Source organism: Pseudomonas sp. NPDC096925 (genome assembly GCF_044762545.1).
Taxonomy (GTDB): domain Bacteria; phylum Pseudomonadota; class Gammaproteobacteria; order Pseudomonadales; family Pseudomonadaceae; genus Aquipseudomonas.
Map to the genome: position 1 here is coordinate 92,167 of NZ_JBIWEM010000009.1, position 23,659 is coordinate 115,825.

General features: G+C 60.0%; 24 protein-coding genes. 2 read left to right on the top strand and 22 right to left on the bottom strand.

Features of this window, described 5'->3' with window-relative positions; translation table 11 throughout:
* Positions 1 to 11: 11 nt before the first annotated feature.
* From glmS to ACIQYU_RS22555, 22 genes are all read right to left on the bottom strand, one after another.
* On the bottom strand, positions 12 to 1,847 hold the full coding sequence (gene glmS, locus ACIQYU_RS22450; protein ID WP_402802283.1) for a glutamine--fructose-6-phosphate transaminase (isomerizing): 1,836 nt from the start codon (positions 1,845 to 1,847) through the stop codon (positions 12 to 14).
* 3 nt (positions 1,848 to 1,850) lie between these two features.
* A complete protein-coding gene (locus ACIQYU_RS22455; protein ID WP_207831397.1) occupies positions 1,851 to 2,627 on the bottom strand; it encodes a DeoR/GlpR family DNA-binding transcription regulator in 777 nt (258 codons plus the stop codon).
* 258 nt (positions 2,628 to 2,885) lie between these two features.
* Complete coding sequence (gene glmU / locus ACIQYU_RS22460) at positions 2,886 to 4,253, bottom strand: bifunctional UDP-N-acetylglucosamine diphosphorylase/glucosamine-1-phosphate N-acetyltransferase GlmU (RefSeq protein WP_207831400.1); 1,368 nt, start codon at positions 4,251 to 4,253, stop codon at positions 2,886 to 2,888.
* Positions 4,254 to 4,367: 114 nt separating this feature from the next.
* Entirely contained in the window at positions 4,368 to 4,793 is a 426-nt protein-coding gene (locus tag ACIQYU_RS22465; protein ID WP_023383131.1) for a F0F1 ATP synthase subunit epsilon, read from the bottom strand.
* A 44-nt stretch (positions 4,794 to 4,837) separates the two neighbouring features.
* Complete coding sequence (atpD, locus tag ACIQYU_RS22470) at positions 4,838 to 6,214, bottom strand: F0F1 ATP synthase subunit beta (RefSeq protein WP_023383132.1); 1,377 nt, start codon at positions 6,212 to 6,214, stop codon at positions 4,838 to 4,840.
* A gap of 27 nt (positions 6,215 to 6,241) precedes the next feature.
* Positions 6,242 to 7,102 (bottom strand): F0F1 ATP synthase subunit gamma, encoded by an 861-nt coding sequence (gene atpG, locus ACIQYU_RS22475; RefSeq protein WP_023383133.1) that lies wholly within the window; start codon positions 7,100 to 7,102, stop codon positions 6,242 to 6,244.
* Positions 7,103 to 7,150: 48 nt separating this feature from the next.
* Positions 7,151 to 8,695 carry a F0F1 ATP synthase subunit alpha gene (gene atpA / locus ACIQYU_RS22480; protein WP_402802290.1) on the bottom strand — a complete coding sequence of 515 codons (1,545 nt, stop codon included), beginning with the start codon at positions 8,693 to 8,695 and terminating at the stop codon, positions 7,151 to 7,153.
* Between the two features lie 21 nt (positions 8,696 to 8,716).
* Complete coding sequence (locus ACIQYU_RS22485; RefSeq protein ID WP_043214190.1) at positions 8,717 to 9,253, bottom strand: F0F1 ATP synthase subunit delta; 537 nt, start codon at positions 9,251 to 9,253, stop codon at positions 8,717 to 8,719.
* Positions 9,254 to 9,265: 12 nt separating this feature from the next.
* A complete protein-coding gene (locus ACIQYU_RS22490) occupies positions 9,266 to 9,736 on the bottom strand; it encodes a F0F1 ATP synthase subunit B (protein ID WP_023383136.1) in 471 nt (156 codons plus the stop codon).
* Between the two features lie 57 nt (positions 9,737 to 9,793).
* Positions 9,794 to 10,051: a F0F1 ATP synthase subunit C gene (gene atpE / locus ACIQYU_RS22495; protein ID WP_003097235.1), complete on the bottom strand. Its 258-nt coding sequence runs from the start codon at positions 10,049 to 10,051 to the stop codon at positions 9,794 to 9,796.
* Between the two features lie 144 nt (positions 10,052 to 10,195).
* On the bottom strand, positions 10,196 to 11,065 hold the full coding sequence (gene atpB / locus ACIQYU_RS22500) for a F0F1 ATP synthase subunit A (protein WP_023383137.1): 870 nt from the start codon (positions 11,063 to 11,065) through the stop codon (positions 10,196 to 10,198).
* 16 nt (positions 11,066 to 11,081) lie between these two features.
* The gene (locus tag ACIQYU_RS22505; RefSeq protein WP_008092225.1) at positions 11,082 to 11,489 is read right to left on the bottom strand and encodes a F0F1 ATP synthase subunit I; all 408 of its coding nucleotides are present in this window, start codon (positions 11,487 to 11,489) and stop codon (positions 11,082 to 11,084) included.
* A 148-nt stretch (positions 11,490 to 11,637) separates the two neighbouring features.
* On the bottom strand, positions 11,638 to 12,510 hold the full coding sequence (locus ACIQYU_RS22510; RefSeq protein ID WP_207831401.1) for a ParB/RepB/Spo0J family partition protein: 873 nt from the start codon (positions 12,508 to 12,510) through the stop codon (positions 11,638 to 11,640).
* A 9-nt stretch (positions 12,511 to 12,519) separates the two neighbouring features.
* On the bottom strand, positions 12,520 to 13,311 hold the full coding sequence (locus ACIQYU_RS22515) for a ParA family protein (RefSeq protein WP_012274913.1): 792 nt from the start codon (positions 13,309 to 13,311) through the stop codon (positions 12,520 to 12,522).
* Between the two features lie 18 nt (positions 13,312 to 13,329).
* Positions 13,330 to 13,980, bottom strand: coding sequence for a 16S rRNA (guanine(527)-N(7))-methyltransferase RsmG (rsmG, locus tag ACIQYU_RS22520; protein ID WP_003260025.1), 651 nt, complete (start codon positions 13,978 to 13,980; stop codon positions 13,330 to 13,332).
* A complete protein-coding gene (gene mnmG / locus ACIQYU_RS22525; RefSeq protein WP_207831403.1) occupies positions 13,977 to 15,869 on the bottom strand; it encodes a tRNA uridine-5-carboxymethylaminomethyl(34) synthesis enzyme MnmG in 1,893 nt (630 codons plus the stop codon). Before mnmG ends, rsmG begins: the two co-directional genes overlap by 4 nt.
* A gap of 570 nt (positions 15,870 to 16,439) precedes the next feature.
* On the bottom strand, positions 16,440 to 17,810 hold the full coding sequence (gene mnmE / locus ACIQYU_RS22530; RefSeq protein ID WP_207831405.1) for a tRNA uridine-5-carboxymethylaminomethyl(34) synthesis GTPase MnmE: 1,371 nt from the start codon (positions 17,808 to 17,810) through the stop codon (positions 16,440 to 16,442).
* 87 nt (positions 17,811 to 17,897) lie between these two features.
* Positions 17,898 to 19,580, bottom strand: coding sequence for a membrane protein insertase YidC (gene yidC, locus ACIQYU_RS22535; RefSeq protein WP_207831407.1), 1,683 nt, complete (start codon positions 19,578 to 19,580; stop codon positions 17,898 to 17,900).
* A gap of 2 nt (positions 19,581 to 19,582) precedes the next feature.
* Positions 19,583 to 19,828 carry a membrane protein insertion efficiency factor YidD gene (gene yidD / locus ACIQYU_RS22540; RefSeq protein ID WP_015268406.1) on the bottom strand — a complete coding sequence of 82 codons (246 nt, stop codon included), beginning with the start codon at positions 19,826 to 19,828 and terminating at the stop codon, positions 19,583 to 19,585.
* Complete coding sequence (gene rnpA / locus ACIQYU_RS22545) at positions 19,821 to 20,225, bottom strand: ribonuclease P protein component (RefSeq protein WP_082888282.1); 405 nt, start codon at positions 20,223 to 20,225, stop codon at positions 19,821 to 19,823. Before rnpA ends, yidD begins: the two co-directional genes overlap by 8 nt.
* Positions 20,226 to 20,238: 13 nt before the next feature.
* The gene (gene rpmH, locus ACIQYU_RS22550) at positions 20,239 to 20,373 is read right to left on the bottom strand and encodes a 50S ribosomal protein L34 (RefSeq protein ID WP_003253163.1); all 135 of its coding nucleotides are present in this window, start codon (positions 20,371 to 20,373) and stop codon (positions 20,239 to 20,241) included.
* Positions 20,374 to 20,458: 85 nt separating this feature from the next.
* On the bottom strand, positions 20,459 to 20,800 hold the full coding sequence (locus tag ACIQYU_RS22555; RefSeq protein ID WP_233694006.1) for a hypothetical protein: 342 nt from the start codon (positions 20,798 to 20,800) through the stop codon (positions 20,459 to 20,461).
* Between the two features lie 168 nt (positions 20,801 to 20,968).
* Here ACIQYU_RS22555 and dnaA point away from each other — a divergent pair, with 168 nt between their 5' ends.
* Positions 20,969 to 22,507 (top strand): chromosomal replication initiator protein DnaA, encoded by a 1,539-nt coding sequence (gene dnaA, locus ACIQYU_RS22560; protein WP_207831412.1) that lies wholly within the window; start codon positions 20,969 to 20,971, stop codon positions 22,505 to 22,507.
* Between the two features lie 40 nt (positions 22,508 to 22,547).
* A complete protein-coding gene (dnaN, locus tag ACIQYU_RS22565) occupies positions 22,548 to 23,651 on the top strand; it encodes a DNA polymerase III subunit beta (RefSeq protein ID WP_003260019.1) in 1,104 nt (367 codons plus the stop codon).
* Positions 23,652 to 23,659: the final 8 nt, after the last annotated feature.

Here is a 23,659-nt window from a genome sequence, read left to right on the forward strand (position 1 = left end):
CGGCTTCTGGCTTACTCGACCGTAACCGACTTGGCCAGGTTACGCGGCTGGTCCACGTCGGTGCCCTTGAGCACGGCCACGTAGTACGACAGCAGCTGCAGCGGGATGGTGTACAGGATCGGCGCCAGGGCGTCGGCAATGTGTGGCACCTTGATCACATGGGTACCTTCGCCATTGGTCATCCCGGCCTGCTCGTCGGCGAACACCACCAGCTCGCCACCACGGGCACGCACTTCCTGCAGGTTGGACTTCAGCTTCTCCAGCAGCTCGTTGTTCGGCGCAACGGTAACCACCGGCATGTCGTTGTCCACCAGCGCCAGCGGGCCGTGCTTCAGCTCGCCTGCCGGGTAGGCTTCGGCGTGGATGTAGGAGATTTCCTTGAGCTTGAGTGCACCTTCCATCGCCACCGGGTACTGCGCACCACGGCCGAGGAACAGGGTGTGGTGCTTGTCGGCGAACAGCTCGGCGATTTTCTCGACGGTGGCGTCCATGGCCAGGGCTTCGCCCAGGCGGGCCGGCAGGCGGCGCAGTTCTTCAACCAGCTCGGCTTCGACGCCAGCTTCCAGGGTACCGCGCACCTGGCCCAGGGCCAGGGTCAGCAGCATCAGCGATACCAGCTGGGTGGTGAAGGCCTTGGTCGATGCCACACCGATTTCCGGGCCGGCCAGGGTCAGCAGGGTCAGGTCCGACTCACGTACCAGCGAGCTGATACCGACGTTGCAAATCGCCAGGCTGCCGAGGAAGCCCAGTTCCTTGGCGTTGCGCAGCGCGGCCAGGGTATCGGCAGTTTCGCCAGACTGCGAGATGGAGACGAACAGGGTGTCCGGCTGCACCACTACTTTGCGGTAACGGAACTCACTGGCCACTTCCACCTGGCACGGGATGCCGGCCAGGCTTTCCAGCCAGTAACGGGCGACCATGCCGGCGTGGTAGCTGGTGCCGCAGGCAACGATCTGCACGTTGCGCACCTTGGCGAACAGTTCGGCAGCCTTCGGGCCGAAAGCCTGGACCATCACGTTGTCCTTGCCCAGACGGCCTTCCAGGGTGCGCTGCACCACGCTTGGCTGCTCGTGGATTTCCTTGAGCATGAAGTGGCGGTAGGCGCCCTTGTCGGCGGCTTCAGCACCTTCGTGGTACTGCACGGTTTCACGCTGGACCTTGTGCCCGTCCTGATCCCAGATGGAGACCTGGTCACGGCGGATCTCGGCGATGTCGCCTTCTTCCAGGTACATGAAGCGGTCGGTGACCTGGCGCAGGGCCAGCTGGTCGGAAGCCAGGAAGTGCTCGCCCAGGCCCAGGCCGATGACCAGCGGGCTACCGCTGCGTGCGGCTACCAGGCGGTCGGGCTGCTTGGCGCTGATCAGCGCCAGGCCATAAGCGCCATGCAGGCGCTTCACCGCAGCCTTCAGGGCATCGGTCAGGTCCGGGATGCTCTTCAGGGTGTGGTGGATCAGGTGAACGATGACTTCGGTATCGGTCTGCGAAGTGAAGACATAGCCAAGGTCTTTCAGCTCTTCGCGCAGTTCTTCGTGGTTCTCGATGATGCCGTTGTGCACCACGGCCACATCACTGCCCGAGAAGTGCGGGTGGGCGTTACCTTCGGTCGGCGCACCGTGGGTGGCCCAGCGGGTGTGGGCGATGCCCAGCTGGCCGGCCAGTGGCTCGGCGGTAACAGCGGCTTGCAGCTCGCTGACCTTGCCGATACGGCGGCGGCGCTGCAGCTCACCGTTCTGGGTGAGGACGGCCAGGCCGGCGCTGTCGTACCCACGGTACTCAAGACGCTTGAGGCCTTCGATCAAGATGGCTGTGATGTTGCGCTCGGCGACGGCACCAACGATTCCACACATGGTTTATTGCTCCTGGCTGATCGCGGCGCAGATCAGGTTGATGCCGCGGGCTTGAATTTGTTCGCGTGCCGCTGCGGGCAGGCGTTCGTCAGTAATAAGGGTGTGCACGCTGCCCCAGGGCAGCTCGAGGTTGGGGATCTTGCGCCCGACCTTGTCCGATTCGACCATCACGATCACTTCACGGGCGACTTCGGCCATGACCCGGCTCAGCCCGAGAAGTTCGTTGAAGGTGGTGGTGCCGCGGCCGAGGTCGATACCGTCAGCGCCGATGAACAGCTGGTCGAAATCGTAGGAGCGCAACACCTGCTCGGCCACCTGGCCCTGGAACGACTCGGAATGCGGGTCCCAGGTGCCACCAGTCATCAGCAGCACCGGCTCGTGTTCGAGCTCGCAGATGGCGCGGGCCACGTTCATCGAATTGGTCATCACCACCAGGCCAGGCTGGCGCCCCAGCTCGGGGATCATGGCTGCCGTGGTGCTGCCGCTGTCGATGATGATGCGCGCATGCTCGCGGATACGCGCGACGGCGGCGCGGGCGATGGCCTTTTTATAGGAAGACACGGGCTGGGCGGGCTCACCCAGCAGCTCTTGCGGCACCGGGACCGCGCCACCGTAGCGCCGTAGCAACAGGCCATTGGTTTCGAGGGCAGCAAGGTCCTTGCGGATGGTGACTTCCGAGGTTGCGAAACGCTTGGCCAAAGCGTCCACACTCACCTCGCCCTGCTCGCTGAGCAAAGCCAGGATGTTGTGCCGCCGCTGCGGGGTGTTTCGTTTCGACATGAGCGCTTAAGTTTCGTTTCGAAAGATAATGGTGGCAATCAAAACCTAAGATGAACGATTCGTCAAGCTGTGGATAAATCGTCACGGCAAATTGGCGCCCTGTGGGAGCGGGTTTACCCGCGAAGAAAGAGACACGGTGTTCGCGGGTGAACCCGCTCCCACAGGGATTGCGCCGGACTGCAATTGAGTGCGACCTGCCAATAAAAAAGCCGACTTATTCACATAAGTCGGCTTTCGATCGAAACAGCTGTGTATAACTCAGCTCTTCTTGATCTTTTCCGGCCGCTTCCAACCCGAGATGTTGCGTTGACGCGCACGAGCCACCGCCAGGTCGCCTGCCTCCACGCTCTGGGTGATGGTCGAGCCGGCAGCAGTGGTCGCACCAGCCTTGATTTCCACAGGCGCTACCAACGAGTTGTTGGAGCCGATGAACACGTCCTCGCCCATCACGGTCTTGAACTTGTTGGCGCCATCGTAGTTGCAGGTGATGGTGCCGGCGCCGATGTTGGTGCGCGCACCGATTTCGGCATCGCCCAGGTAAGTCAGGTGACCGGCCTTGGCGCCCTCACCCAGGTGGGCGTTTTTCAGTTCGACGAAGTTACCCACATGGGCCTTGGCGTCCAGCACGCTGCCCGGGCGCAGGCGGGCGAACGGGCCGGCATCGCTGCCCTCGCCCATCACGGCGCCTTCGAGGTGGCTGTTGGCCTTGACCACTGCGCCTTTGCGCAGGGTGGTATTCTTGATCACGCAGTTAGGGCCGATCTGCACATCGTCCTCGATGACCACCTTGCCTTCGAGAATCACGTTGATGTCGATCAGCACGTCACGGCCAACGGTCACTTCACCGCGCACATCGAAGCGCGCCGGGTCGCGCAGGGTCACGCCCTGGGCCATCAGGCGACGGCCTTCGCGCAACTGGTAGTGGCGCTCCAGCTCGGACAGCTGGCGACGGTCGTTGGCGCCTTGCACTTCCATCGGGTCGTGGGGCTGTTCGGTAGCCACCACCAGGCCATCGGCCACAGCCATGGCGATGACGTCGGTCAGGTAATACTCGCCCTGGGCGTTGTTATTCGACAGGCGGCCCATCCAGTCGGCCAGGCGCGCGGCTGGCAGGGCCAGAATACCGGTGTTGCCTTCCTTGATCGCTTTCTGCGCATCGTTGGCGTCCTTGTGCTCAACGATGGCAGTCACCTTGCCCTGCTCGTCGCGCACGATGCGGCCATAGCCGGTCGGGTCGTCGAGGGTCACCGTGAGCAGGCCCAGCTGCTGCTCGTTGGCCTTGGCCAGCAGACGCTGCAGGGTCTCTACTTCGATCAACGGCACGTCACCGTACAGCACCAGCACGGTGTCGGCGGTCAGCGCCGGCAATGCCTGGGCAACCGCATGGCCGGTACCCAGCTGCTTGTCCTGCATGACGAAGTTCAAGTCGTCAGCGGCAAGGCGCTCGCGAACCAGCTCGGCACCATGGCCAATGACCACGTGAATACCTTGCGGCTGCAACTGGCGCGCGCTGTGGATAACATGGCCGAGCATGGAATTGCCGGCTACCGGATGCAGCACCTTGGGCAGCGCCGAGCGCATGCGGGTGCCTTGGCCGGCGGCGAGAATAACGATATCGAGTGACATTACTGGCTACCAATCCTGGGCGGTCAGTGAAATGACCGGTTTCATAGGTTACAAAAAAAGAAAAAGGGTAGCCGATGGCTACCCTTGTTCTCAATCTACATGAAGCTTGCGGAATTAACCGCCGAACTTCTTGCGGATCTGCTGGACGGTACGCAGCTGGGCTGCGGCCTCGGCCAGACGTGCGGATGCGGCACTGTAGTCGAAATCCGCGCCTTTCTCATGCAGGGCCTTCTCAGCTGCCTTGACGGCATCCTGAGCGGAGGCTTCGTCCAGGTCGGCTGCACGCTGCACGGTGTCGGCGAGTACCTTGACCATGTTCGGCTGCACTTCCAGGAAGCCACCGGAGATGTAGAACACCTCGCGCTCGCCACCCTGCTTGGTCAGCGTGATCGGACCAGGCTTGAGATTGGTGATCAGCGGCGCGTGGCCCGGAGCGATACCAAGATCACCCAGGTTACCGTGCGCAACTACCATCTCGACCAGGCCGGAGAAGATCTCTCCTTCCGCGCTGACGATATCGCAATGGACTGTCATAGCCATCTGCTTGCCTCAACCTGATTAGCGCCCCTTTCGGGGCGCCGGGATTACAGTTTCTTGGCTTTCTCGATCGCTTCGTCGATGCTGCCGACCATGTAGAACGCTTGTTCTGGCAGGTGGTCGTAGTCACCTTTGAGGATGCCGCTGAAGCCAGCGATGGTGTCTTTCAGGGAAACGTACTTGCCTGGCGAACCGGTGAAGACTTCGGCCACGAAGAACGGCTGCGACAGGAAGCGCTGGATCTTACGAGCGCGGGCTACCAGTTGCTTGTCGGCTTCGGACAGTTCGTCCATACCCAGGATCGCGATGATGTCTTTCAGCTCTTTGTAGCGCTGCAGAACATACTGGACCTGGCGAGCAGTTTCGTAGTGCTCGTTGCCGATCACGTTCGGGTCCAGCTGGCGCGAAGTCGAGTCCAGTGGGTCGACCGCCGGGTAGATACCCAGGGAGGCGATGTCACGGGACAGAACGACGGTGGCGTCCAGGTGGGCGAAGGTGGTGGCTGGCGACGGGTCGGTCAGGTCGTCCGCAGGTACGTATACGGCCTGGATCGAGGTGATCGAACCTTCTTTGGTCGAAGTAATACGTTCTTGCAGAACGCCCATCTCTTCGGCCAGGGTCGGCTGATAACCTACTGCGGAAGGCATACGGCCCAGCAGTGCGGATACTTCGGTACCGGCCAGGGTGTAACGATAGATGTTGTCGACGAACAGCAGAACGTCGTTACCTTCGTCACGGAACTTCTCGGCCATGGTCAGGCCGGTCAGCGCTACGCGCAGACGGTTTCCTGGTGGCTCGTTCATCTGACCGTAGACCAGTGCTACCTTGTCGAGAACGTTGGAATCCTTCATCTCGTGGTAGAAGTCGTTACCCTCACGAGTACGCTCACCCACACCGGCGAACACGGAGTAACCGCTGTGCTCGATGGCGATGTTACGGATCAGTTCCATCATGTTAACGGTCTTGCCGACGCCGGCACCACCGAACAGACCAACCTTACCACCCTTGGCGAACGGGCATACCAGGTCGATAACCTTGATGCCGGTTTCCAGCAGGTCGTTGCCGCCTGCCTGGTCAGCGAAGGAAGGAGCCTTCTGGTGGATACCACGACGCTCTTCTTCGCCGATCGGGCCGGCTTCGTCGATCGGGTTGCCCAGTACGTCCATGATACGGCCCAGAGTGGCCTTACCAACAGGAACGGAAATGGCAGCGCCGGTGTCGACGACATCCAGACCGCGCTTCAGGCCTTCGGTCGAGCCCATCGCAATGGTACGAACCACGCCGTCGCCCAGCTGCTGCTGAACTTCCAGGGTGGTTTCCGCGCCTTGTACTTTCAGCGCGTTGTAAACACTCGGCACGACGTCACGTGGGAATTCCACGTCGATGACGGCGCCGATGATTTGAACGATACGTCCGCTACTCATAGCTGGATCCTCTGAATATTTGAACCGTTAAACCGCGGCAGCGCCGCCGACGATTTCCGAGATCTCCTGGGTGATCGCAGCCTGACGCGCCTTGTTGTAGATCAGCTGGAGTTCGCTGATCAAATCACCGGCGTTGTCTGTGGCGTTCTTCATGGCGATCATCCGGGCCGCTTGTTCAGCAGCGTTGTTCTCGACCACCGCCTGGTACACCTGCGACTCCACGTAACGCACCATCAAGCCGTCCAGCAGCTCTTTTGCGTCGGGTTCGTACAGGTAGTCCCAGTGGTGCTTGAGATCCTGATCCGGGGTTGCCACCAACGGTACCAATTGCTCGACCGTCGGTTTTTGGGTCATGGTGTTGATGAACTTGTTCGAAACCACCGAGAGGCGATCGATACGGCCGTCCAGGTAGGCGTCCAGCATCACTTTGACGGAGCCGATCAGATCGTTGATCGATGGCTCTTCGCCCAGGTGGCTGATCGCGGCTACGACGTTGCCGCCAAAGATGCGGAAGAAAGTCGCACCCTTGCTGCCGATCACGCACAGGTCGATTTCCACGCCCTGTTCGCGGTTTTCGTTCATGTCCTTGACCAGGGCCTTGAACAGGTTGGTGTTCAAGCCACCGCACAGACCACGGTCACTGCTCACCACGATATAACCGGCGCGCTTTACAGGGCGCTCGATCATGAACGGGTGGCGGTATTCCGGGTTGGCGTTGGCCAGATGACCGATCACCTGGCGGATACGCTCCGCGTAAGGACGGCTAGCAGCCATGCGCAGTTGTGCCTTGCGCATCTTGCTGACCGCCACTTTCTCCATGGCGCTGGTAATCTTTTGCGTGCTTTTGATGCTCGCAATCTTACTGCGAATCTCTTTTGCGCCTGCCATGTATCACCTATCAGGTTAGCAAGCGGGGGCCGCAGCCCCCGCTGCGGCTTACCAGGTCTGGGTGGCCTTGAACTTCTCGATACCGGCTTTCATGCCAGCGTCGATTTCGTCGTTGAAGTCACCCTTCACGTTGATCTTCGCCATCAGTTCGGCGTGATCACGGTTGAAGTAGGCGATCAGTGCTTGCTCGAAGCTACCGACCTTGTTGACTTCCACGTCAGTCAGGAAACCACGCTCAGCGGCGTACAGCGACAGAGCCATGTCCGCGATGGACATCGGCGCGTACTGCTTCTGCTTCATCAGCTCGGTAACGCGCTGACCATGCTCCAGCTGCTTGCGGGTCGCTTCGTCCAGATCGGAAGCGAACTGGGCGAATGCAGCCAGTTCACGGTACTGAGCCAGAGCGGTACGGATACCACCGGACAGCTTCTTGATGATCTTGGTCTGAGCGGCACCACCTACGCGGGATACCGAAACACCGGCGTTAACTGCAGGGCGGATGCACGAGATGAACATGGCCGATTCCAGGAAGATCTGACCGTCGGTGATGGAAATCACGTTGGTCGGAACGAACGCGGAAACGTCGCCAGCCTGGGTTTCGATGATCGGCAGGGCGGTCAGGGAACCGGTCTTGCCAGTGACTGCGCCGTTGGTGAACTTCTCGACGTACTCTTCCGAAACGCGCGATGCACGCTCCAGCAGACGGGAGTGGAGATAGAACACGTCACCTGGGTACGCTTCACGTCCTGGCGGACGGCGCAGCAGCAGGGAAATCTGACGGTAGGCAACGGCCTGCTTGGACAGGTCATCGTAAACGATCAGGGCGTCTTCACCGCGGTCACGGAAGTATTCGCCCATGGTGCAGCCGGCGTAAGGAGCCAGGAACTGCAGCGCGGCCGATTCCGAGGCGCTGGCGGCAACAACGATGGTGTTGGCCAGGGCGCCGGCTTCTTCCAGCTTGCGCACAACGTTGGCGATGGTCGACTGCTTCTGGCCTACGGCCACGTATACGCAGAAGATACCGCTGTTTTTCTGGTTGATGATCGCGTCGACCGCCATGGCGGTCTTACCGATCTGACGGTCACCGATGATCAGCTCGCGCTGGCCACGGCCAACCGGGATCATGGCGTCAACCGACTTGTAGCCAGTCTGTACAGGCTGGTCTACCGACTTACGCCAGATAACACCCGGAGCGACCTTTTCGACCGCGTCGGTTTCGGTGGTGGCCAGAGGACCTTTGCCATCGATCGGGTTACCCAGAGCGTCGACGACGCGGCCCAGCAGGCCTTTGCCAACCGGAACTTCCAGGATGCGACCGGTGCACTTGGCGCTCATGCCCTCGGCGAGGGAGGTGTACGCACCCAGTACCACCGCACCTACGGAGTCTTGCTCCAGGTTCAGTGCCATACCGTATACGCCGCCCGGGAACTCGATCATTTCGCCGTACATAGCGTCGGCCAGACCGTGGATCCGTACGATACCGTCGGAAACGCTTACGACGGTACCTTCGTTACGGGCTTGGGAGCCGACATCGAGCTTCTCGATGCGACCCTTGATGATTTCACTAATTTCGGAAGGATTGAGTTGCTGCATTGCTCTGCTGCCCCTTCAAACTCAAGATTTCAATGCTTCGGCCAGTTTCGCGATCTTGCCGCGAACCGAGCCATCGATTACCAGGTCGCCGGCGCGGATGACGACGCCGCCGATCAGGCTGGCATCCTCCGACGCGTGCAGGCGCACTTCCCGGCTGAGCCGTGCACTGAGAACCTTGGCGAGTTTGTCTTGCTGTTCTTGGTTCAACGCAAAAGCACTGGTGACTTCCACGTCCACGGATTTTTCTTGCTCGGCCTTGTACAGGTCGAACAGGGCGGCAATCTCCGGCAGGAGCAGGAGACGGTCGTTTTCCGCGGCAACATGAATGAAATTCTGTGCCTGTGCATCGAACTTGTCACCGCACACTTCAATGAATGCGGCGGCCTTTTCTGCGCTTGTCAGTCGCGGGGCCTTGAGCAGGCGCTGCATGGTGTCGTCTTCCGACACCGCAGCAGCCAGGCCGAGCATGGCTGACCAATTGGCCAGTTGCTGATGGGCCTGGGCATGCTCAAAGGCAGCCTTAGCGTAAGGTCGGGCCAACGTGGTCAGTTCTGCCATGATCGCCCTCGCTTAAATTTCAGCGGCCAGTTTGTTAACCAGCTCCGCATGCGCGTTTTGATCGATTGTGGCGCCAAGGATCTTTTCAGCACCGCCAACAGCCAGGGCACCCACTTGGGCACGCAGGGCGTCTTTGACGCTGTTCAGTTCCTGTTCGATCTCGGCTTGAGCCTGAGCCTTCACACGGTCAGCTTCGACGCGAGCCTGTTCACGGGCTTCCTCGACAAGCTGAGCAGCGCGTTTCTTGCTTTGCTCAATGATTTCGGCTGCCTGTGCCTTCGCTTCACGCAGTTGCTGACCCGCTTTCTCTTGGGCCAGCTCCAGGTCGCGAGCTGCGCGGTTGGCAGCGTCCAAGCCGTCGGCAATCTTCTTTTGGCGCTCTTGCAGGGCAGTGATGACCGGAGGCCATACATACTTCATGCAGAAGAGTACAAAAATCAGAAAAGCAACGGATTGGCCAATCAGGGTTGCATTAATGTTCACGCCAACACCTCGCTCGGTCTTTGTCCATCACATCAATCAACTCGTAGAAACGAGTGATTAGCCGGCGATCTGACCAACGAAGGGGTTCGCGAAGGTGAAGAACAGAGCGATACCAACACCGATCATGGTTACGGCGTCGAGCAGACCGGCAACGATGAACATTTTCACCTGCAGCATCGGAACCATTTCTGGTTGACGAGCAGCGCCTTCCAGGAACTTGCCGCCCAGCAGGCCGAAACCAATGGCGGTACCCAGAGCACCCAGGCCGATCAGCAGAGCAACAGCGATAGCGGTCAGACCAACTACAGTTTCCATCTTTCCTCCCGACTTTTACGTCGTATTGGTTAGGTTTTTAGTTTGAAGCGGTAAAACAAATCGTTTGGTACAGCATGCCCTTGCGGACTTTTTAAGCCCTCCCCCCAAACGAGCGGGGAAGGCTATCAGACACGCCAGGCGGTCTTAATGGTTATCTTCGTGAGCCATCGACAGGTAGACGATGGTAAGCATCATGAAGATGAAGGCTTGCAGGGTGATGATCAGGATGTGGAACACAGCCCACGCCCACTGCAGCACCACACCCAGGCCGCTGAGCCAGAGGATGCCGGCGCCGAACATCACGGCGATCAGGATGAACACCAGCTCGCCGGCGTACATGTTGCCGAACAGACGCAGTGCCAGCGAGATCGGCTTGGCGATCAGGGTGACGAATTCCAGCAGGAAGTTGACCGGAATCAGCAGGATCTGCACGAAGATGTTCTTGCTGCCGAACGGGTGCAGGGTCAGCTCACCGATGAAGCCGCCCAGGCCCTTGACCTTGATGCTGTAGAAGATGATCAGGGCGAACACACAGAAGGCCATGGCCAGGGTCGCGTTCGGGTCGGTGGTCGACACGGCGCGGAACGGAATGTGCGGGTCACCGGAGATCAGGATGGCCAGCTGAGGAATCCAGTCGACCGGTACCAGGTCGATGGCGTTCATCAGGAACACCCAGACGAAAATGGTCAGCGCCAGCGGGGCGATTACCGGGCTACGGCCGTGGAAGGAGTCCTTCACGCTGCCGTTGACGAAGTCCACCAGCACTTCAACGAAGTTCTGCAGGCCGCCAGGTTGGCCGGAAGTCGCCTTCTTGGCCGCCATGCGGAAGATGAACAGGAAGATCAGACCCAGCGCGACGGACCAACCCAGGGTGTCCAGGTGGAACGCCCAGAAGCCCATTGCCTTGGCTTCTGCAGCCGAATGGGCGAAGCCCCAGCTGCCGTCTGGTAGTTGACCGTAGGTCAGGTTCTGCAAGTGGTGCTGGATATAGCCCGAAGCGGTTTCTGCTGCCATGGTTGCCTCAAACGCCCTAAGGTCTCGAAAGTCTTTTATTCATCAGCAGGGGCGCGAACCAGCTGACCAAAAGGGTCAACACGAAGACGCCGAATACTGCTAACGGCGCCAGTGGCTTCACTCCTGCGAAGGTCAGTGCAAAAAGCACTGCCGTCAAAATCATCTTGCCTGCCTCGCCAGCGTAGAACGACTTGACGATGGCTTGTGCCGCCCGGGCCCCGCTGAAGCGAAAAGCCTTCCAGGCGAAATACACATTGGGTAGCCAGGCAATCAAACCTCCGCAAAGGCCTGAATATCCACTGACCGCCCCTTTCCACTGCCACAACACCAACGTTGCCAGCAGCAGTACGACGAATTGAGCCAGCAGTACCGGGAAAACCGCCCAGCGATGGAAAGGCAGGCGGTTTGGCGTGCGGATTTCCATCACAACTGCTCCTCGGAAGTCGACCAACAAGTCAGTTATGACTTGGCATAATTTGTGCCGACAAAATGCGCGCAGAGTATAGGGGTGGATTAACCCCTATTCAACTCTTCGTAGTGATTTCCGACTGCGCGCTACAACGGGAATTGTTTCAACGGATGTGAGCAAGCACGCCTTGCAACTCGTCAAGCGAGTTGTAGCGAATAACCAACTGGCCTTTGCCCTTGTTGCCATGACGGATCTGCACGGCCGAGCCCAGACGCTCTGCGAGCCGCTGTTCAAGGCGTGCGATATCCGGATCAGGTTTGCTCGGTTCGACCGGATCAGGCTTGTCGCTGAGCCACTGACGGACCAGTGCCTCGGTTTGGCGCACGGTGAGGCCACGTGCGACAACATGACGCGCCCCCTCCTCCTGACGGTGTTCTTCCAGGCCAAGCAATGCACGGGCGTGGCCCATCTCCAGGTCGCCATGGGCGAGCATGGTCTTGATCGCATCGGGCAGGGTGATCAGGCGCAGCAGGTTGGCCACGGTTACCCGCGACTTGCCCACGGCATCGGCCACCTGTTGCTGGGTGAGCTCGAACTCCTGCTGCAAGCGCTGCAGGGCCAGGGCTTCTTCCAGCGGGTTGAGGTCTTCGCGCTGGATGTTCTCGATCAGCGCCATGGCGATGGCGGCTTCGTCGGGCACTTCGCGGACCATGGCCGGGATCTTGTCCAGGCCAGCCTGCTGGGTGGCACGCCAGCGGCGCTCACCGGCGATGATCTCGTAGCGGTTGCCATCGACCGGGCGCACCACGATCGGCTGCATCACGCCATGGTTGCGAATCGAGTGCGCGAGCTCTTCCAGCGCCTGCGGGTCCATGTCCCGGCGTGGCTGGTACTTGCCACGCTGGATCAGCTCGACCGGCAGGTGTTGCAGTTCTTTCTGGTCGATCTTCACAGCCTGCTCTTCGAGCGCGCTGACGGAAGGACCACTGAGCAGTGCATCCAACCCACGTCCGAGACCCCGTTTCTTGACGGCCATACGGATTCCTTAAGTTGTTTGTGCAGTGCGGGATTGACGACGTTGACGGCGTACCAGTTCCCCAGCCAGGGCCAGATAAGCCAGTGCGCCGCGCGATTGCTTGTCGTAGGCCAGGGCCGGCATGCCGAAGCTCGGGGCCTCGGCCAGGCGAATGTTGCGCGGAATGACCGTGTCGTACAGCTGCGGGCCAAAGTGCTCCTTAAGCTGCGCAGAAACATCGTTGTTCAGGCTCAGGCGCGGATCGTACATGGTCCGCAGCAGGCCTTCGATCTTCAGCTCCGGGTTCAACCGGGCAGCGATACGCTTGATGTTATCCACAAGGTCGCTGAGACCTTCCAGTGCGTAGTACTCGCACTGCATCGGGATGATCACGCCATCAGAGGCGACCAGGGCGTTTAGCGTGAGCATCGACAGCGACGGCGGGCAGTCGATGAGGATGTAGTCGTAGTTCTCGCGAATCGGCGCCAGGGCGTTGCGCAGGCGGCTTTCCTTGACCTGCATTTCCAGCAGCACCACTTCGGCGGCGGTCAGGTCACGGTTGGCCGGCAGCAACTGGAAACCACCGTGCTCGGAGTAATGCATGGCCTGGGCCAGGTCGCATTCCCCGATCAACAGGTCGTAGACCGAGTGCTCGAGCTCGTGCTTGTCCACACCGCTGCCCATGGTGGCGTTGCCCTGCGGATCGAGGTCGATCAGCAGCACACGACGCTTGGTCGCGGCCAGCGAGGCGGCGAGATTGATACAGGTGGTTGTCTTGCCCACACCACCTTTCTGGTTCGCGATTGCGAATACCTTAGCCATTGTTGCGTGTGTTCCCAGTCATGCCTTGCGGCGCAGTATCAGCAGATGGCGCTGGCCCTGGCAACCTGGAACGGTCAGGGCCTGCTCGCTTTCCACTGTGAAGTCTGCGGGCAATGCTACCAGTTCATCGGCAGGATGCAGCCCCTTCATTGCAAGCCATTGCGTCCCGGTGTCGCCCAGGTGGCGGGTCCAGTTGGTGAAGTTCTCCATGCTGCTGAAGGCGCGAGAGATGATTCCGCTGAACGGTTGTGCCGGCTGGAAGGCTTCGACCCGGCTGTGGATAACCGTGAGGTTGTCCAGCTTGAGCTCCATTTTCACCTGGGTCAGGAAGCGGGTCTTCTTGCCATTGGCGTCCAGCACCGTCACGCGCTTGTGCGGATGCAGGATAGCCAACGGGATACCGGGCATGCCACCGCCACTGCCGACATCCAGCCAGTTGTCACGCTCGCTGTGGATAAACGGCATGACACTGAGGCTGTCGAGCAGGTGGCGCGACACCATCTCGTCAGGGTCGCGCACGGCGGTGAGGTTGTAGGCTTTGTTCCATTTGATCAACAGGGCCAGATAGCCGAGCAGCTTTTCGTGATGCTCGGCGCTCAGCTCGACACCGAGCTGGCGCGCACCTGTGGACAACTCTTCAGCGTGTTGCGGGGTGACCAGGGAACTCAAGCGCTTTGCTCCAATTCGCGGCCAGCGCCGCGTTTTTTCAAGTGAATCAGCAACAGGGAAATCGCCGCCGGGGTCACGCCCGGGATGCGCGAAGCCTGACCCAGGGTTTCCGGACGGGTCTGGCCCAGCTTGCCCTGGATTTCCTTGGACAGGCCGGAAATCGTCGAGTAATCGATATCCACAGGCAGACGGGTGTCTTCGCTGGCACGCAGGCGGGCGATTTCATCCTGCTGGCGGTCGATGTAACCGGCGTACTTGGTGCGGATCTCGACCTGCTCGGCGACCTGTGGATCAATCGCTTCACCACCGGTTGCCTCGATCAGCCCGGCGTAGTCGATTTCCGGACGTGCCAGCAGGTTGAGCAGGCTGTACTCGTGGCTGAGCGGGGTGCCGAACTTATCCACAATGGCCTGGCCTTGCTCGGTGTTCGGGCGTACCCAGGTCGACTTCAGGCGCTGTTCCTCGCGCTCGATGCCGTCGCGCTTGGCGCAGAAAGCGGCCCAGCGCTGGTCGTCGACCAGGCCGAGTTCGCGGCCCTTTTCGGTCAGGCGCAGGTCGGCGTTGTCTTCGCGCAGGATCAGGCGGTACTCGGCACGCGAAGTGAACATGCGGTACGGCTCCTGGGTACCCAGGGTAATCAGGTCGTCGACCAGTACGCCGATGTACGCCTCGTCGCGGCGCGGGCACCAGCTGTCACGGCCCTGCGCCCGCAGGGCAGCGTTGGTCCCGGCCAGCAAGCCCTGGGCGCCGGCTTCTTCGTAACCGGTGGTGCCGTTGATCTGGCCGGCGAAGAACAGGCCACCGATGACTTTGGTTTCGAGGCTGTACTTGAGGTCGCGCGGGTCGAAATAGTCGTATTCGATGGCATAGCCCGGGCGCACGATGTGGGCGTTTTCCATGCCGCGGATCGAACGCACCAGTTCCAGCTGCACGTCGAACGGCAGCGAAGTGGAAATACCGTTGGGGTACAGCTCATGGGTGGTCAGGCCTTCCGGCTCGATGAACACCTGGTGGCTTTCCTTGTCGGCGAAGCGGTGGATCTTGTCTTCGATCGACGGGCAGTAGCGCGGGCCGACACCTTCGATCACACCCGAGTACATCGGCGAACGGTCGAGGTTCGAGGCAATGATCTCGTGGGTGCGCGCGTTGGTGTGGGTAATCCAGCAGCTTACCTGGCGCGGGTGCATCTGCGCATTGCCCATGAACGACATGACCGGGATAGGCGTATCACCTGGCTGCTCGGTCATCACCGAGAAGTCCACCGAACGGCCGTCGATGCGTGGCGGGGTACCGGTTTTCAGGCGGCCGACGCGCAGCGGCAGTTCACGCATGCGGTGGGCCAGGGCGATCGAAGGTGGATCACCGGCGCGACCACCGGAATGGTTTTGCAGACCAATGTGGATAAGCCCGCCGAGGAAGGTACCGGTGGTCAGAACCACCGATTCGGCGAAGAAACGCAGGCCCATCTGGGTTACCACGCCTTTGACCTGGTCCTGCTCGACGATCAGGTCGTCGCAGGACTGCTGGAATATCCACAGGTTCGGCTGGTTTTCCAGGATTTCACGGACCACGGCCTTGTAGATGGCGCGGTCGGCCTGTGCACGGGTGGCGCGTACGGCCGGGCCCTTGCGGTTGTTCAGAACGCGGAACTGGATGCCGCTCTTGTCGGTAGCCAGCGCCATGGCGCCGCCGAGGGCATCGATCTCTTTGACCAGATGGCTTTTGCCAATACCGCCGATGGCGGGGTTGCAGCTCATGTGACCGAGGGTTTCCACGTTATGGGTCAGCAGCAGGGTTTTCACACCCATGCGTGCAGACGCAAGCGCAGCCTCGGTACCGGCATGGCCGCCGCCGATGACGATCACTTCAAAACGGGAAGGGAAATCCACCACGCACCTCGTGCCTGTTTTTGCGAATAGAGAAGGTAAGCGGACAAGTATAGGGACTTCAGCCCCTTTAAAGAAACCGTCTGAGCAAAATTTGACCAGTCTGTGGATGAATGGCAGACAACAGAAATCAAAGAGGAAAAATTTAAAAAAGCTTTGTTTTTATGTTTATTCTTATGCACATGCCTGTCTGTGGATAAGGTTATGCAGCCCTTTATCCATGCTGCATAGAGAAAAATTAAACCCTGTGGCTGGAGTGCCATGAGGGCTATGGATAACATGATTTAGCCTGTGGATTAAATGGCTGTTTACCCACAAGCGGGTTTGTCCTCAGCAAAAAAGCCTGCTTATCAACGGAGCTCAATGCGAGTTTTCCACAGGGCTCCTGAGAGCAGATTGGTGTAGGCGAATGAAAAAAATGTGAACCTGCACCGGCCTCTTCGCGGGTGAACCCGCTCCCACAGGGTTCTGCACAGCCTTCAGGTACGGCGCGATTTCCGTAGGAGCTGTGAAATTTGAGGCAAAAAAAAGCCGCTCCCGAAGGAGCGGCGCTTGGCCTTGCCTGGCTGTGGATTACTTGCCGATGCAGAAGCTGGAGAAAATCCGCCCCAGCAGGTCATCCGAGCTGAATGCCCCGGTAATCTCCCCCAGGGCCTGCTGCGCCTGGCGCAGGTCTTCCGCCAACAGTTCACCCGCACCAGCCAGGGTCAGTTGTGCACGGCCGTGCTCCAGGTGCTCGCTGGCCTGGCGCAGGGCATCCAGATGGCGCCGGCGGGCGCTGAAACCACTCTCAGCGGTCTGTTCATAACCCATGCAGGCCTTCAGGTGGTCGCGCAGCAGCTGCAGCCCTGCGTCATCCCCTTTGGCGCTGAGAGTGATCGTCACATGGCCGTCATCACACTGTTCCAGCGCGACCCGCTCACCACTCAAGTCGGCCTTGTTGCGAATCAGCGTGACCTTGCCCGGGTCCGGCCGCTGGTCGAGAAATTCCGGCCACAGGGCAAACGGGTCGCTGGCCTCGGGCGCGGTGGAGTCCACCACCAACAGCACGCGGTCTGCCTCGCCAATGGCCTTCAGCGCGCGTTCCACGCCGATCTTTTCCACATGGTCATCGGTATCGCGCAGGCCGGCAGTATCGACCACGTGCAGCGGCATGCCGTCGATGTGGATATGTTCGCGCAGGATGTCCCGGGTGGTACCGGCAATATCGGTGACGATGGCTGCTTCCCGCCCGGCCAGCTGGTTCAGCAGGCTCGACTTGCCTGCATTCGGCCGGCCGGCGATGACCACGGTCATGCCATCACGCAGCAAGGCCCCCTGCCCGGCTTCACGCTGTACTCTGGACAAATCTCCCCGCACTGTATCGAGCATCGCCAGCACGTGGCCATCGGCGAGGAAGTCGATTTCTTCCTCAGGGAAGTCGATCGCCGCCTCGACGTAGATGCGCAGCGCAATCAACGCCTCGGTCAGGAAATGCACGCGCTTGGAGAACTCCCCCTGTAGCGAACGCAGGGCATTGCGCGCGGCCTGGCTGGAACTGGCCTCGATCAGGTCGGCAATGGCTTCGGCCTGGGCCAGGTCGAGCTTGTCGTTGAGGAACGCACGCTCGCTGAACTCCCCCGGGCGGGCCAGCCGGCAACCCACTTGTACACAGCGCTGCAGCAGCATATCCAGCACCACCGGGCCACCGTGGCCCTGCAGTTCCAGCACGTCCTCGCCGGTGAACGAGTTCGGCCCGGGGAAGAACAGCGCAATCCCTTCGTCCAGCACCAGCCCTTCCTCGTCGCGGAACGGGCCGTAATGGGCGTGGCGCGGGGTAAGCGTACGGCCGGTGATCAACTGGCCGGCCTGGGCAGCCAGAGGGCCGGACAACCTGACAATACCCACACCGCCGCGGCCCTGGGCAGTGGCGATGGCGGCGATGGTTTCACGCACAGTGTTCATGCTCGAAAGCCTCTACGACAAAAACGACAGATAGCAAAAACGCCCCACTAGGGGGCGTTTTTATTCACAGGCTAGCGTAGCAGCCTGTCAAGCAGCAGCTTTTTTGCTGGCTGCTTCGATGCTGCGGGTGATGTACCACTGCTGTGCAATCGACAGGCAGTTGTTCACAACCCAGTACAGCACCAGACCAGCCGGGAACCACAGGAAGAAGAAGGTGAAGATGATCGGCATCATTTTCATCACCTTGGCCTGCATCGGATCTGGCGGCGTCGGGTTCAGGCGTTGCTGGATGAACATGGTGGCGCCCATGATGATCGGCAGGATGAAGAACGGATCCTTGATCGACAGGTCGGTAATCCACAGCATCCATGGGGCCTGGCGCATTTCCACGCTTTCCAGCAGTACCCAGTACAGGGCCAGGAACACCGGCATCTGCACCAGGATCGGCAGGCAGCCGCCCAGCGGGTTGATCTTCTCTTTCTTGTACAGCTCCATCATCGCCTGGGACATCTTCTGGCGATCGTCACCGAAGCGTTCCTTCAGTGCAGCGAGCTTCGGCGCAACGGCACGCATGCGCGCCATCGAACGGTAGCTGGCAGCCGACAGCGGGAAGAACAGGCCTTTGATCAGCATGGTCAGCACGATGATCGACCAGCCCCAGTTACCCAGCAGGCTGTGGATATGTTGCAGCAGCCAGAAGATCGGCTGGGCGATGAACCACAGGAAGCCGTAGTCGACGGTCAGTTCCAGGCCTGGGGACAACTCTTTCAGCTTGGACTGGATTTTCGGGCCGGCGTACAGCATGGCACTGGTTTCGACCTTGCCGCCAGCAGGCACGCTGATGGCCGGGCCGGTGTAGCCGATGATGTAGTTGCCCTGGCTGTCCTTGCGGGTCTGAACAACATTGTTGTCCGACTTGGCCGGAATCCAGGCGGTCACGAAGTAGTGCTGCAACCAGGCAACCCAGCCGCCGGACACATTTTCTTTCAAACTACCTTTGTCGATGTCCTTCATCGAGACCTTTTTGTAAGGCTCGGAAGCTGTCCACAGGGCGGCGCCCAGGTAGGTAGCGGTGCCGGTGGCGGTGCTCGACGACGGATCGGAGCTGGCGTCACGCTTGAGCTGGGCAAACATGTTGCCGCTCCAGGCCTGGCCGCTCTGGTTGTCGATCAGGTAGCTGACGGTCAGGTCGTACTCGCCGCGCTTGAAGCTGAAGCGCTTGATGTAGTTGACGCCGTTATCGCTGAACTTCAGGTCGACCACCAGTTGCTGCTGGCCATCGGCCAACTGGTAAGCCTTCTTGTCGGCAGCGTACAGCGGGCGACCGGCAGGACGGGCATCCGGACCGTTGGTGCCGGTCAGGCCGCTTTGTGCCAGGTAGACACGTTCGCCACCGTTGTCGAACAGCTGGAACGGAATGTCCGGATGATCCTGGCGACGTGGGTACTGCGGCAGGTTCAGCTGGACGATGTCACCACCGACCGGATCGATAGCCAGTTCCAGAACATCGGTCTTGACCCGGATCAGGTCCTTGCTGACCGCGACCGGCGCCAGTTCGGCTGCGCTGGTTTCGGCGTTGGCACTTGGTACATCGGCGCTGGCGCCGGCATTACCGGCCGGTACGCCGTCCGGCAAGCCCGGGGCAACAGTGCTGGCAGCAGTATTCTGAGTCGGCAGGGCAGCCTGGCCGTAGTCCTGGTTCCACTTGAGGACCATGACGTAGGACACGATTGCCAGGGCGACGATCAGGATCGTGCGTTTAATATCCATGATTACTCGGCTATCGAAGAAGTTCGGGAGGAAGGAGCGGGAGGAACGGGATCGAAACCGCCGTCGTTCCACGGATGACAACGCCCCAGGCGACGAACGGCTAGCCACCCACCACGCCAGAGGCCGTGGTTTTCGATGGCTTCATAAGCGTAACAGGAGCAACTGGGGAAGAAACGACAGTGATTGGCCATCAGAGGACTAATGGCATAACGGTAAAACTGGATCGGAACGAGCGCCAGTTTACGCATCTTGACTGTCTACCCCTGCGGAATTGGCAGTCGCTGCTGGAGCGGGCCGGCTGCGCGCCAGGCGTTTCCAGAGTTTGCCAAAGTGTTGGTGCAATTCCGGGTTTTCTATCTCACCCAATCCCTTGCGCGCGACGATCACGATGTCCAACCCGGCAAGCAATTGCTGGTTCAGACGAAAGGAATCGCGCATCAAGCGCTTGAGGCGGTTGCGTTGAACGGCGAGCTTGACGCTCTTCTTGCCGATCACCAGGCCAAGGCGTGGGTGATCGAGGCCGTTCTCGCGAGCAAGGATCAGCAGGTTTTTCCCTGGAACCTTGCCGGTTGGGGAGTCGAAGACCGCTTTGAAATGTCGGGGTGTAAGCAGTCGCTTTTCCCGACTGAAGTCCTGACTCACCACCTGTGCCGAAAAATCAAATGGCCAGACGCTTACGGCCTTTGGCACGACGACGCGACAGAACAGCGCGGCCGTTCTTGGTAGCCATACGGGCACGGAAGCCGTGGGTGCGCGCGCGCTTGATGGTGCTTGGTTGGAAAGTACGTTTCATGGCGTATTACCTGGTTTGTCGACGACGGGCCGGGATGGCCCCCTTTTTAAGAGACCGGCGATTCTAGAGAAAGCAAGCCCGTAGGTCAATTTCCAACCAGTCTTTCCATATAGAGCACGTGATGGACGGTGCGTGCTTGTCCATCACCACGGGGTGCTTGATCGGACACACGAATTGGGGACAACATGAAAAAAAAGAAGAGACATATAAAAAGCTTTTCTGAAGAATCTATAAATCTTAAGTGGATAACCTTCTGTGGATAACCTTCTTGAGGCCATAAAATACGCGCTGTACAGAGTTTTACAACTGTGTTCTCAACCGGTGCTGCGCTTGTTTCCTTCATGGTCAAAAGCTGTGGATGAAAACGACGCTTATCCACAGTTGAGTTATCAACAGGGCTGACCCCAGGGTTGTGCATAGCGCTCATGGGCGCTTATCCACAGGGCTTATTCACAGCGCCGCGAAGCCGTTTCGGTCGATAAATGGCTGTTTTGTCATGGTTCCTAGCGTGTCCACATGTGGATAACTGAACGCTCGACCGGTACAATGGCGGTTTGTTTTTGCCTCATCCGGCTTTCAAACTCAGGGGATATCCGTGTCAGTGGAACTTTGGCAGCAGTGCGTGGAGCTTCTGCGCGATGAACTGCCTGCCCAGCAATTCAACACCTGGATCCGTCCGCTACAGGTCGAAGCCGAAGGCGACGAGTTGCGCGTCTATGCGCCTAACCGTTTCGTTCTCGATTGGGTCAATGAAAAGTACCTGGGTCGCTTGCTCGAGCTGTTGGGCGAAAACGGCAGCGGTATTGCGCCTGCCCTTTCCTTGTTGATCGGCAGCCGCCGCAGCTCGGCACCACGTGCGGCGCCCAACGCACCTGTGAGTGCCGCCGTGGCCGCTTCGCTGGCGCACACCCAGGCGCAGAGCCAGACACAGAAGGCAGTGCCGGCAGTGGTCGAACCGGTAGCCGTGGCAGCGGCCGAGCCTGTGCTGGTCGATGAACTGGCCGAGCCATCTTCGCGTGACAGCTTCGATGCCATGGCCGAGCCGGCTCCGGCGACGGCCGGCAGTGCCCGGACAGAACAGCGCACCGTGCAAGTTGAAGGCGCGCTCAAGCACACCAGCTACCTGAACCGCACCTTCACCTTCGACACCTTCGTCGAAGGTAAGTCGAACCAGCTGGCGCGCGCGGCTGCCTGGCAGGTGGCCGACAACCCCAAGCATGGCTACAACCCGCTCTTCCTTTATGGTGGTGTGGGCCTGGGTAAAACCCACCTCATGCATGCTGTGGGTAACCACCTGCTGAAGAAGAACCCGAACGCCAAGGTCGTGTACCTGCATTCGGAGCGCTTCGTCGCGGACATGGTCAAGGCGCTGCAGCTCAACGCCATCAACGAATTCAAGCGCTTCTACCGTTCTGTGGATGCGTTGCTGATCGACGATATCCAGTTCTTCGCCCGTAAAGAGCGCTCGCAGGAAGAGTTTTTCCACACCTTCAACGCCTTGCTCGAGGGCGGCCAGCAGGTAATCCTTACCTCTGACCGCTACCCCAAGGAGATCGAAGGCCTGGAAGAGCGCCTGAAGTCGCGCTTTGGTTGGGGCCTGACGGTGGCCGTCGAGCCACCAGAGCTGGAAACTCGCGTGGCGATCCTGATGAAGAAGGCCGACCAGGCCAAGGTCGAACTTCCGCATGACGCAGCCTTCTTCATTGCCCAGCGTATCCGTTCCAACGTCCGCGAACTGGAAGGTGCATTGAAGCGGGTGATCGCTCACTCGCACTTCATGGGCCGCGACATCACCATCGAGCTGATCCGTGAGTCGCTCAAGGACCTGCTGGCGTTGCAAGACAAGCTGGTCAGTGTGGATAACATTCAGCGTACCGTCGCCGAGTACTACAAGATCAAGATCTCCGATCTGTTGTCCAAGCGTCGTTCGCGTTCCGTGGCGCGTCCACGTCAGGTGGCCATGGCCCTGTCCAAGGAGCTGACCAACCACAGTCTGCCGGAAATCGGCGACATGTTCGGTGGTCGCGACCATACGACCGTGCTGCATGCCTGCCGCAAGATCAACGAACTTAAGGAATCCGACGCGGACATCCGCGAGGACTACAAGAACCTGCTGCGGACGCTGACGACCTGATGGCCGTCTGCGCAGCTAATTGAAGGCAAGGGACTAGACCATGCATTTCACCATTCAACGCGAAGCCCTGTTGAAACCCCTGCAACTGGTCGCCGGTGTCGTCGAGCGCCGTCAGACCTTGCCGGTCCTGTCCAACGTATTGCTGGTCGTGCAAGGCCAGCAACTGTCGTTGACTGGTACCGACCTGGAAGTCGAGCTGGTAGGCCGCGTGCAACTGGAAGAGCCGGCCGAGCCTGGCGAAATCACTGTCCCGGCGCGCAAGCTGATGGACATTTGCAAAAGCCTGCCGAACGATGCCCTGATCGATATCAAGGTTGACGAGCAGAAACTGTTGGTCAAGGCCGGTCGCAGCCGCTTTACCCTGTCGACCCTGCCAGCCAATGACTTCCCGACCGTGGAAGAAGGCCCGGGCTCGCTGACCTGCAACCTGGAACAGAGCAAGCTGCGCCGCCTGATCGAGCGCACCAGTTTCGCCATGGCCCAGCAGGATGTGCGCTACTACCTCAACGGTATGCTGCTGGAGGTTTCCCGCAACACCCTGCGTGCTGTGTCCACCGACGGCCACCGCCTGGCGCTGTGCTCCATGAGCGCGCCCATCGAGCAGGATGATCGCCATCAGGTCATCGTGCCACGCAAAGGTATCCTCGAACTGGCGCGCCTGCTGACCGACCCGGAAGGCATGGTGAGCATCGTCCTGGGCCAGCACCACATCCGCGCCACCACCGGTGAGTTCACCTTCACCTCCAAGCTGGTGGACGGCAAGTTCCCGGACTACGAGCGTGTACTGCCCAAGGGTGGTGACAAGCTGGTGGTCGGCGACCGCCAGGCGCTGCGTGAAGCCTTCAGCCGTACTGCGATTCTTTCCAATGAAAAGTACCGCGGTATCCGCCTGCAACTGGCTGCTGGCCAACTGAAGATCCAGGCCAACAACCCCGAGCAGGAAGAAGCTGAAGAAGAAATCAGCGTGGACTACGAAGGTAGCTCGCTGGAAATCGGCTTCAACGTCAGCTACCTGCTGGACGTGCTGGGCGTGATGACTACCGAGCAAGTTCGTCTGATCCTGTCCGACTCCAACAGCAGTGCCCTGCTGCAGGAAGCCGGCAATGACGATTCTTCCTACGTTGTCATGCCGATGCGCCTGTAACCGTAGCA

Bases quoted from the DNA above. Each gene is read 5' to 3' on its own strand.
- ACIQYU_RS22515 (WP_012274913.1), bottom strand. From the start codon at position 13,311: ATGGCTAAGGTATTCGCAATCGCGAACCAGAAAGGTGGTGTGGGCAAG.
- mnmE (WP_207831405.1), bottom strand. From the start codon at position 17,810: ATGAACACTGTGCGTGAAACCATCGCCGCCATCGCCACTGCCCAGGGC.
- atpD (WP_023383132.1), bottom strand. From the start codon at position 6,214: ATGAGTAGCGGACGTATCGTTCAAATCATCGGCGCCGTCATCGACGTG.
- ACIQYU_RS22505 (WP_008092225.1), bottom strand. From the start codon at position 11,489: ATGGAAATCCGCACGCCAAACCGCCTGCCTTTCCATCGCTGGGCGGTT.
- yidD (WP_015268406.1), bottom strand. From the start codon at position 19,828: ATGCGTAAACTGGCGCTCGTTCCGATCCAGTTTTACCGTTATGCCATT.
- ACIQYU_RS22485 (WP_043214190.1), bottom strand. From the start codon at position 9,253: ATGGCAGAACTGACCACGTTGGCCCGACCTTACGCTAAGGCTGCCTTT.
- ACIQYU_RS22465 (WP_023383131.1), bottom strand. From the start codon at position 4,793: ATGGCTATGACAGTCCATTGCGATATCGTCAGCGCGGAAGGAGAGATC.
- yidC (WP_207831407.1), bottom strand. From the start codon at position 19,580: ATGGATATTAAACGCACGATCCTGATCGTCGCCCTGGCAATCGTGTCC.
- atpB (WP_023383137.1), bottom strand. From the start codon at position 11,065: ATGGCAGCAGAAACCGCTTCGGGCTATATCCAGCACCACTTGCAGAAC.
- atpE (WP_003097235.1), bottom strand. From the start codon at position 10,051: ATGGAAACTGTAGTTGGTCTGACCGCTATCGCTGTTGCTCTGCTGATC.
- glmS (WP_402802283.1), bottom strand. From the start codon at position 1,847: ATGTGTGGAATCGTTGGTGCCGTCGCCGAGCGCAACATCACAGCCATC.
- ACIQYU_RS22510 (WP_207831401.1), bottom strand. From the start codon at position 12,510: ATGGCCGTCAAGAAACGGGGTCTCGGACGTGGGTTGGATGCACTGCTC.
- atpA (WP_402802290.1), bottom strand. From the start codon at position 8,695: ATGCAGCAACTCAATCCTTCCGAAATTAGTGAAATCATCAAGGGTCGC.
- glmU (WP_207831400.1), bottom strand. From the start codon at position 4,253: ATGTCACTCGATATCGTTATTCTCGCCGCCGGCCAAGGCACCCGCATG.
- dnaN (WP_003260019.1), top strand. From the start codon at position 22,548: ATGCATTTCACCATTCAACGCGAAGCCCTGTTGAAACCCCTGCAACTG.
- ACIQYU_RS22555 (WP_233694006.1), bottom strand. From the start codon at position 20,800: ATGAGCGCTATGCACAACCCTGGGGTCAGCCCTGTTGATAACTCAACT.
- atpG (WP_023383133.1), bottom strand. From the start codon at position 7,102: ATGGCAGGCGCAAAAGAGATTCGCAGTAAGATTGCGAGCATCAAAAGC.
- rpmH (WP_003253163.1), bottom strand. From the start codon at position 20,373: ATGAAACGTACTTTCCAACCAAGCACCATCAAGCGCGCGCGCACCCAC.
- ACIQYU_RS22455 (WP_207831397.1), bottom strand. From the start codon at position 2,627: ATGTCGAAACGAAACACCCCGCAGCGGCGGCACAACATCCTGGCTTTG.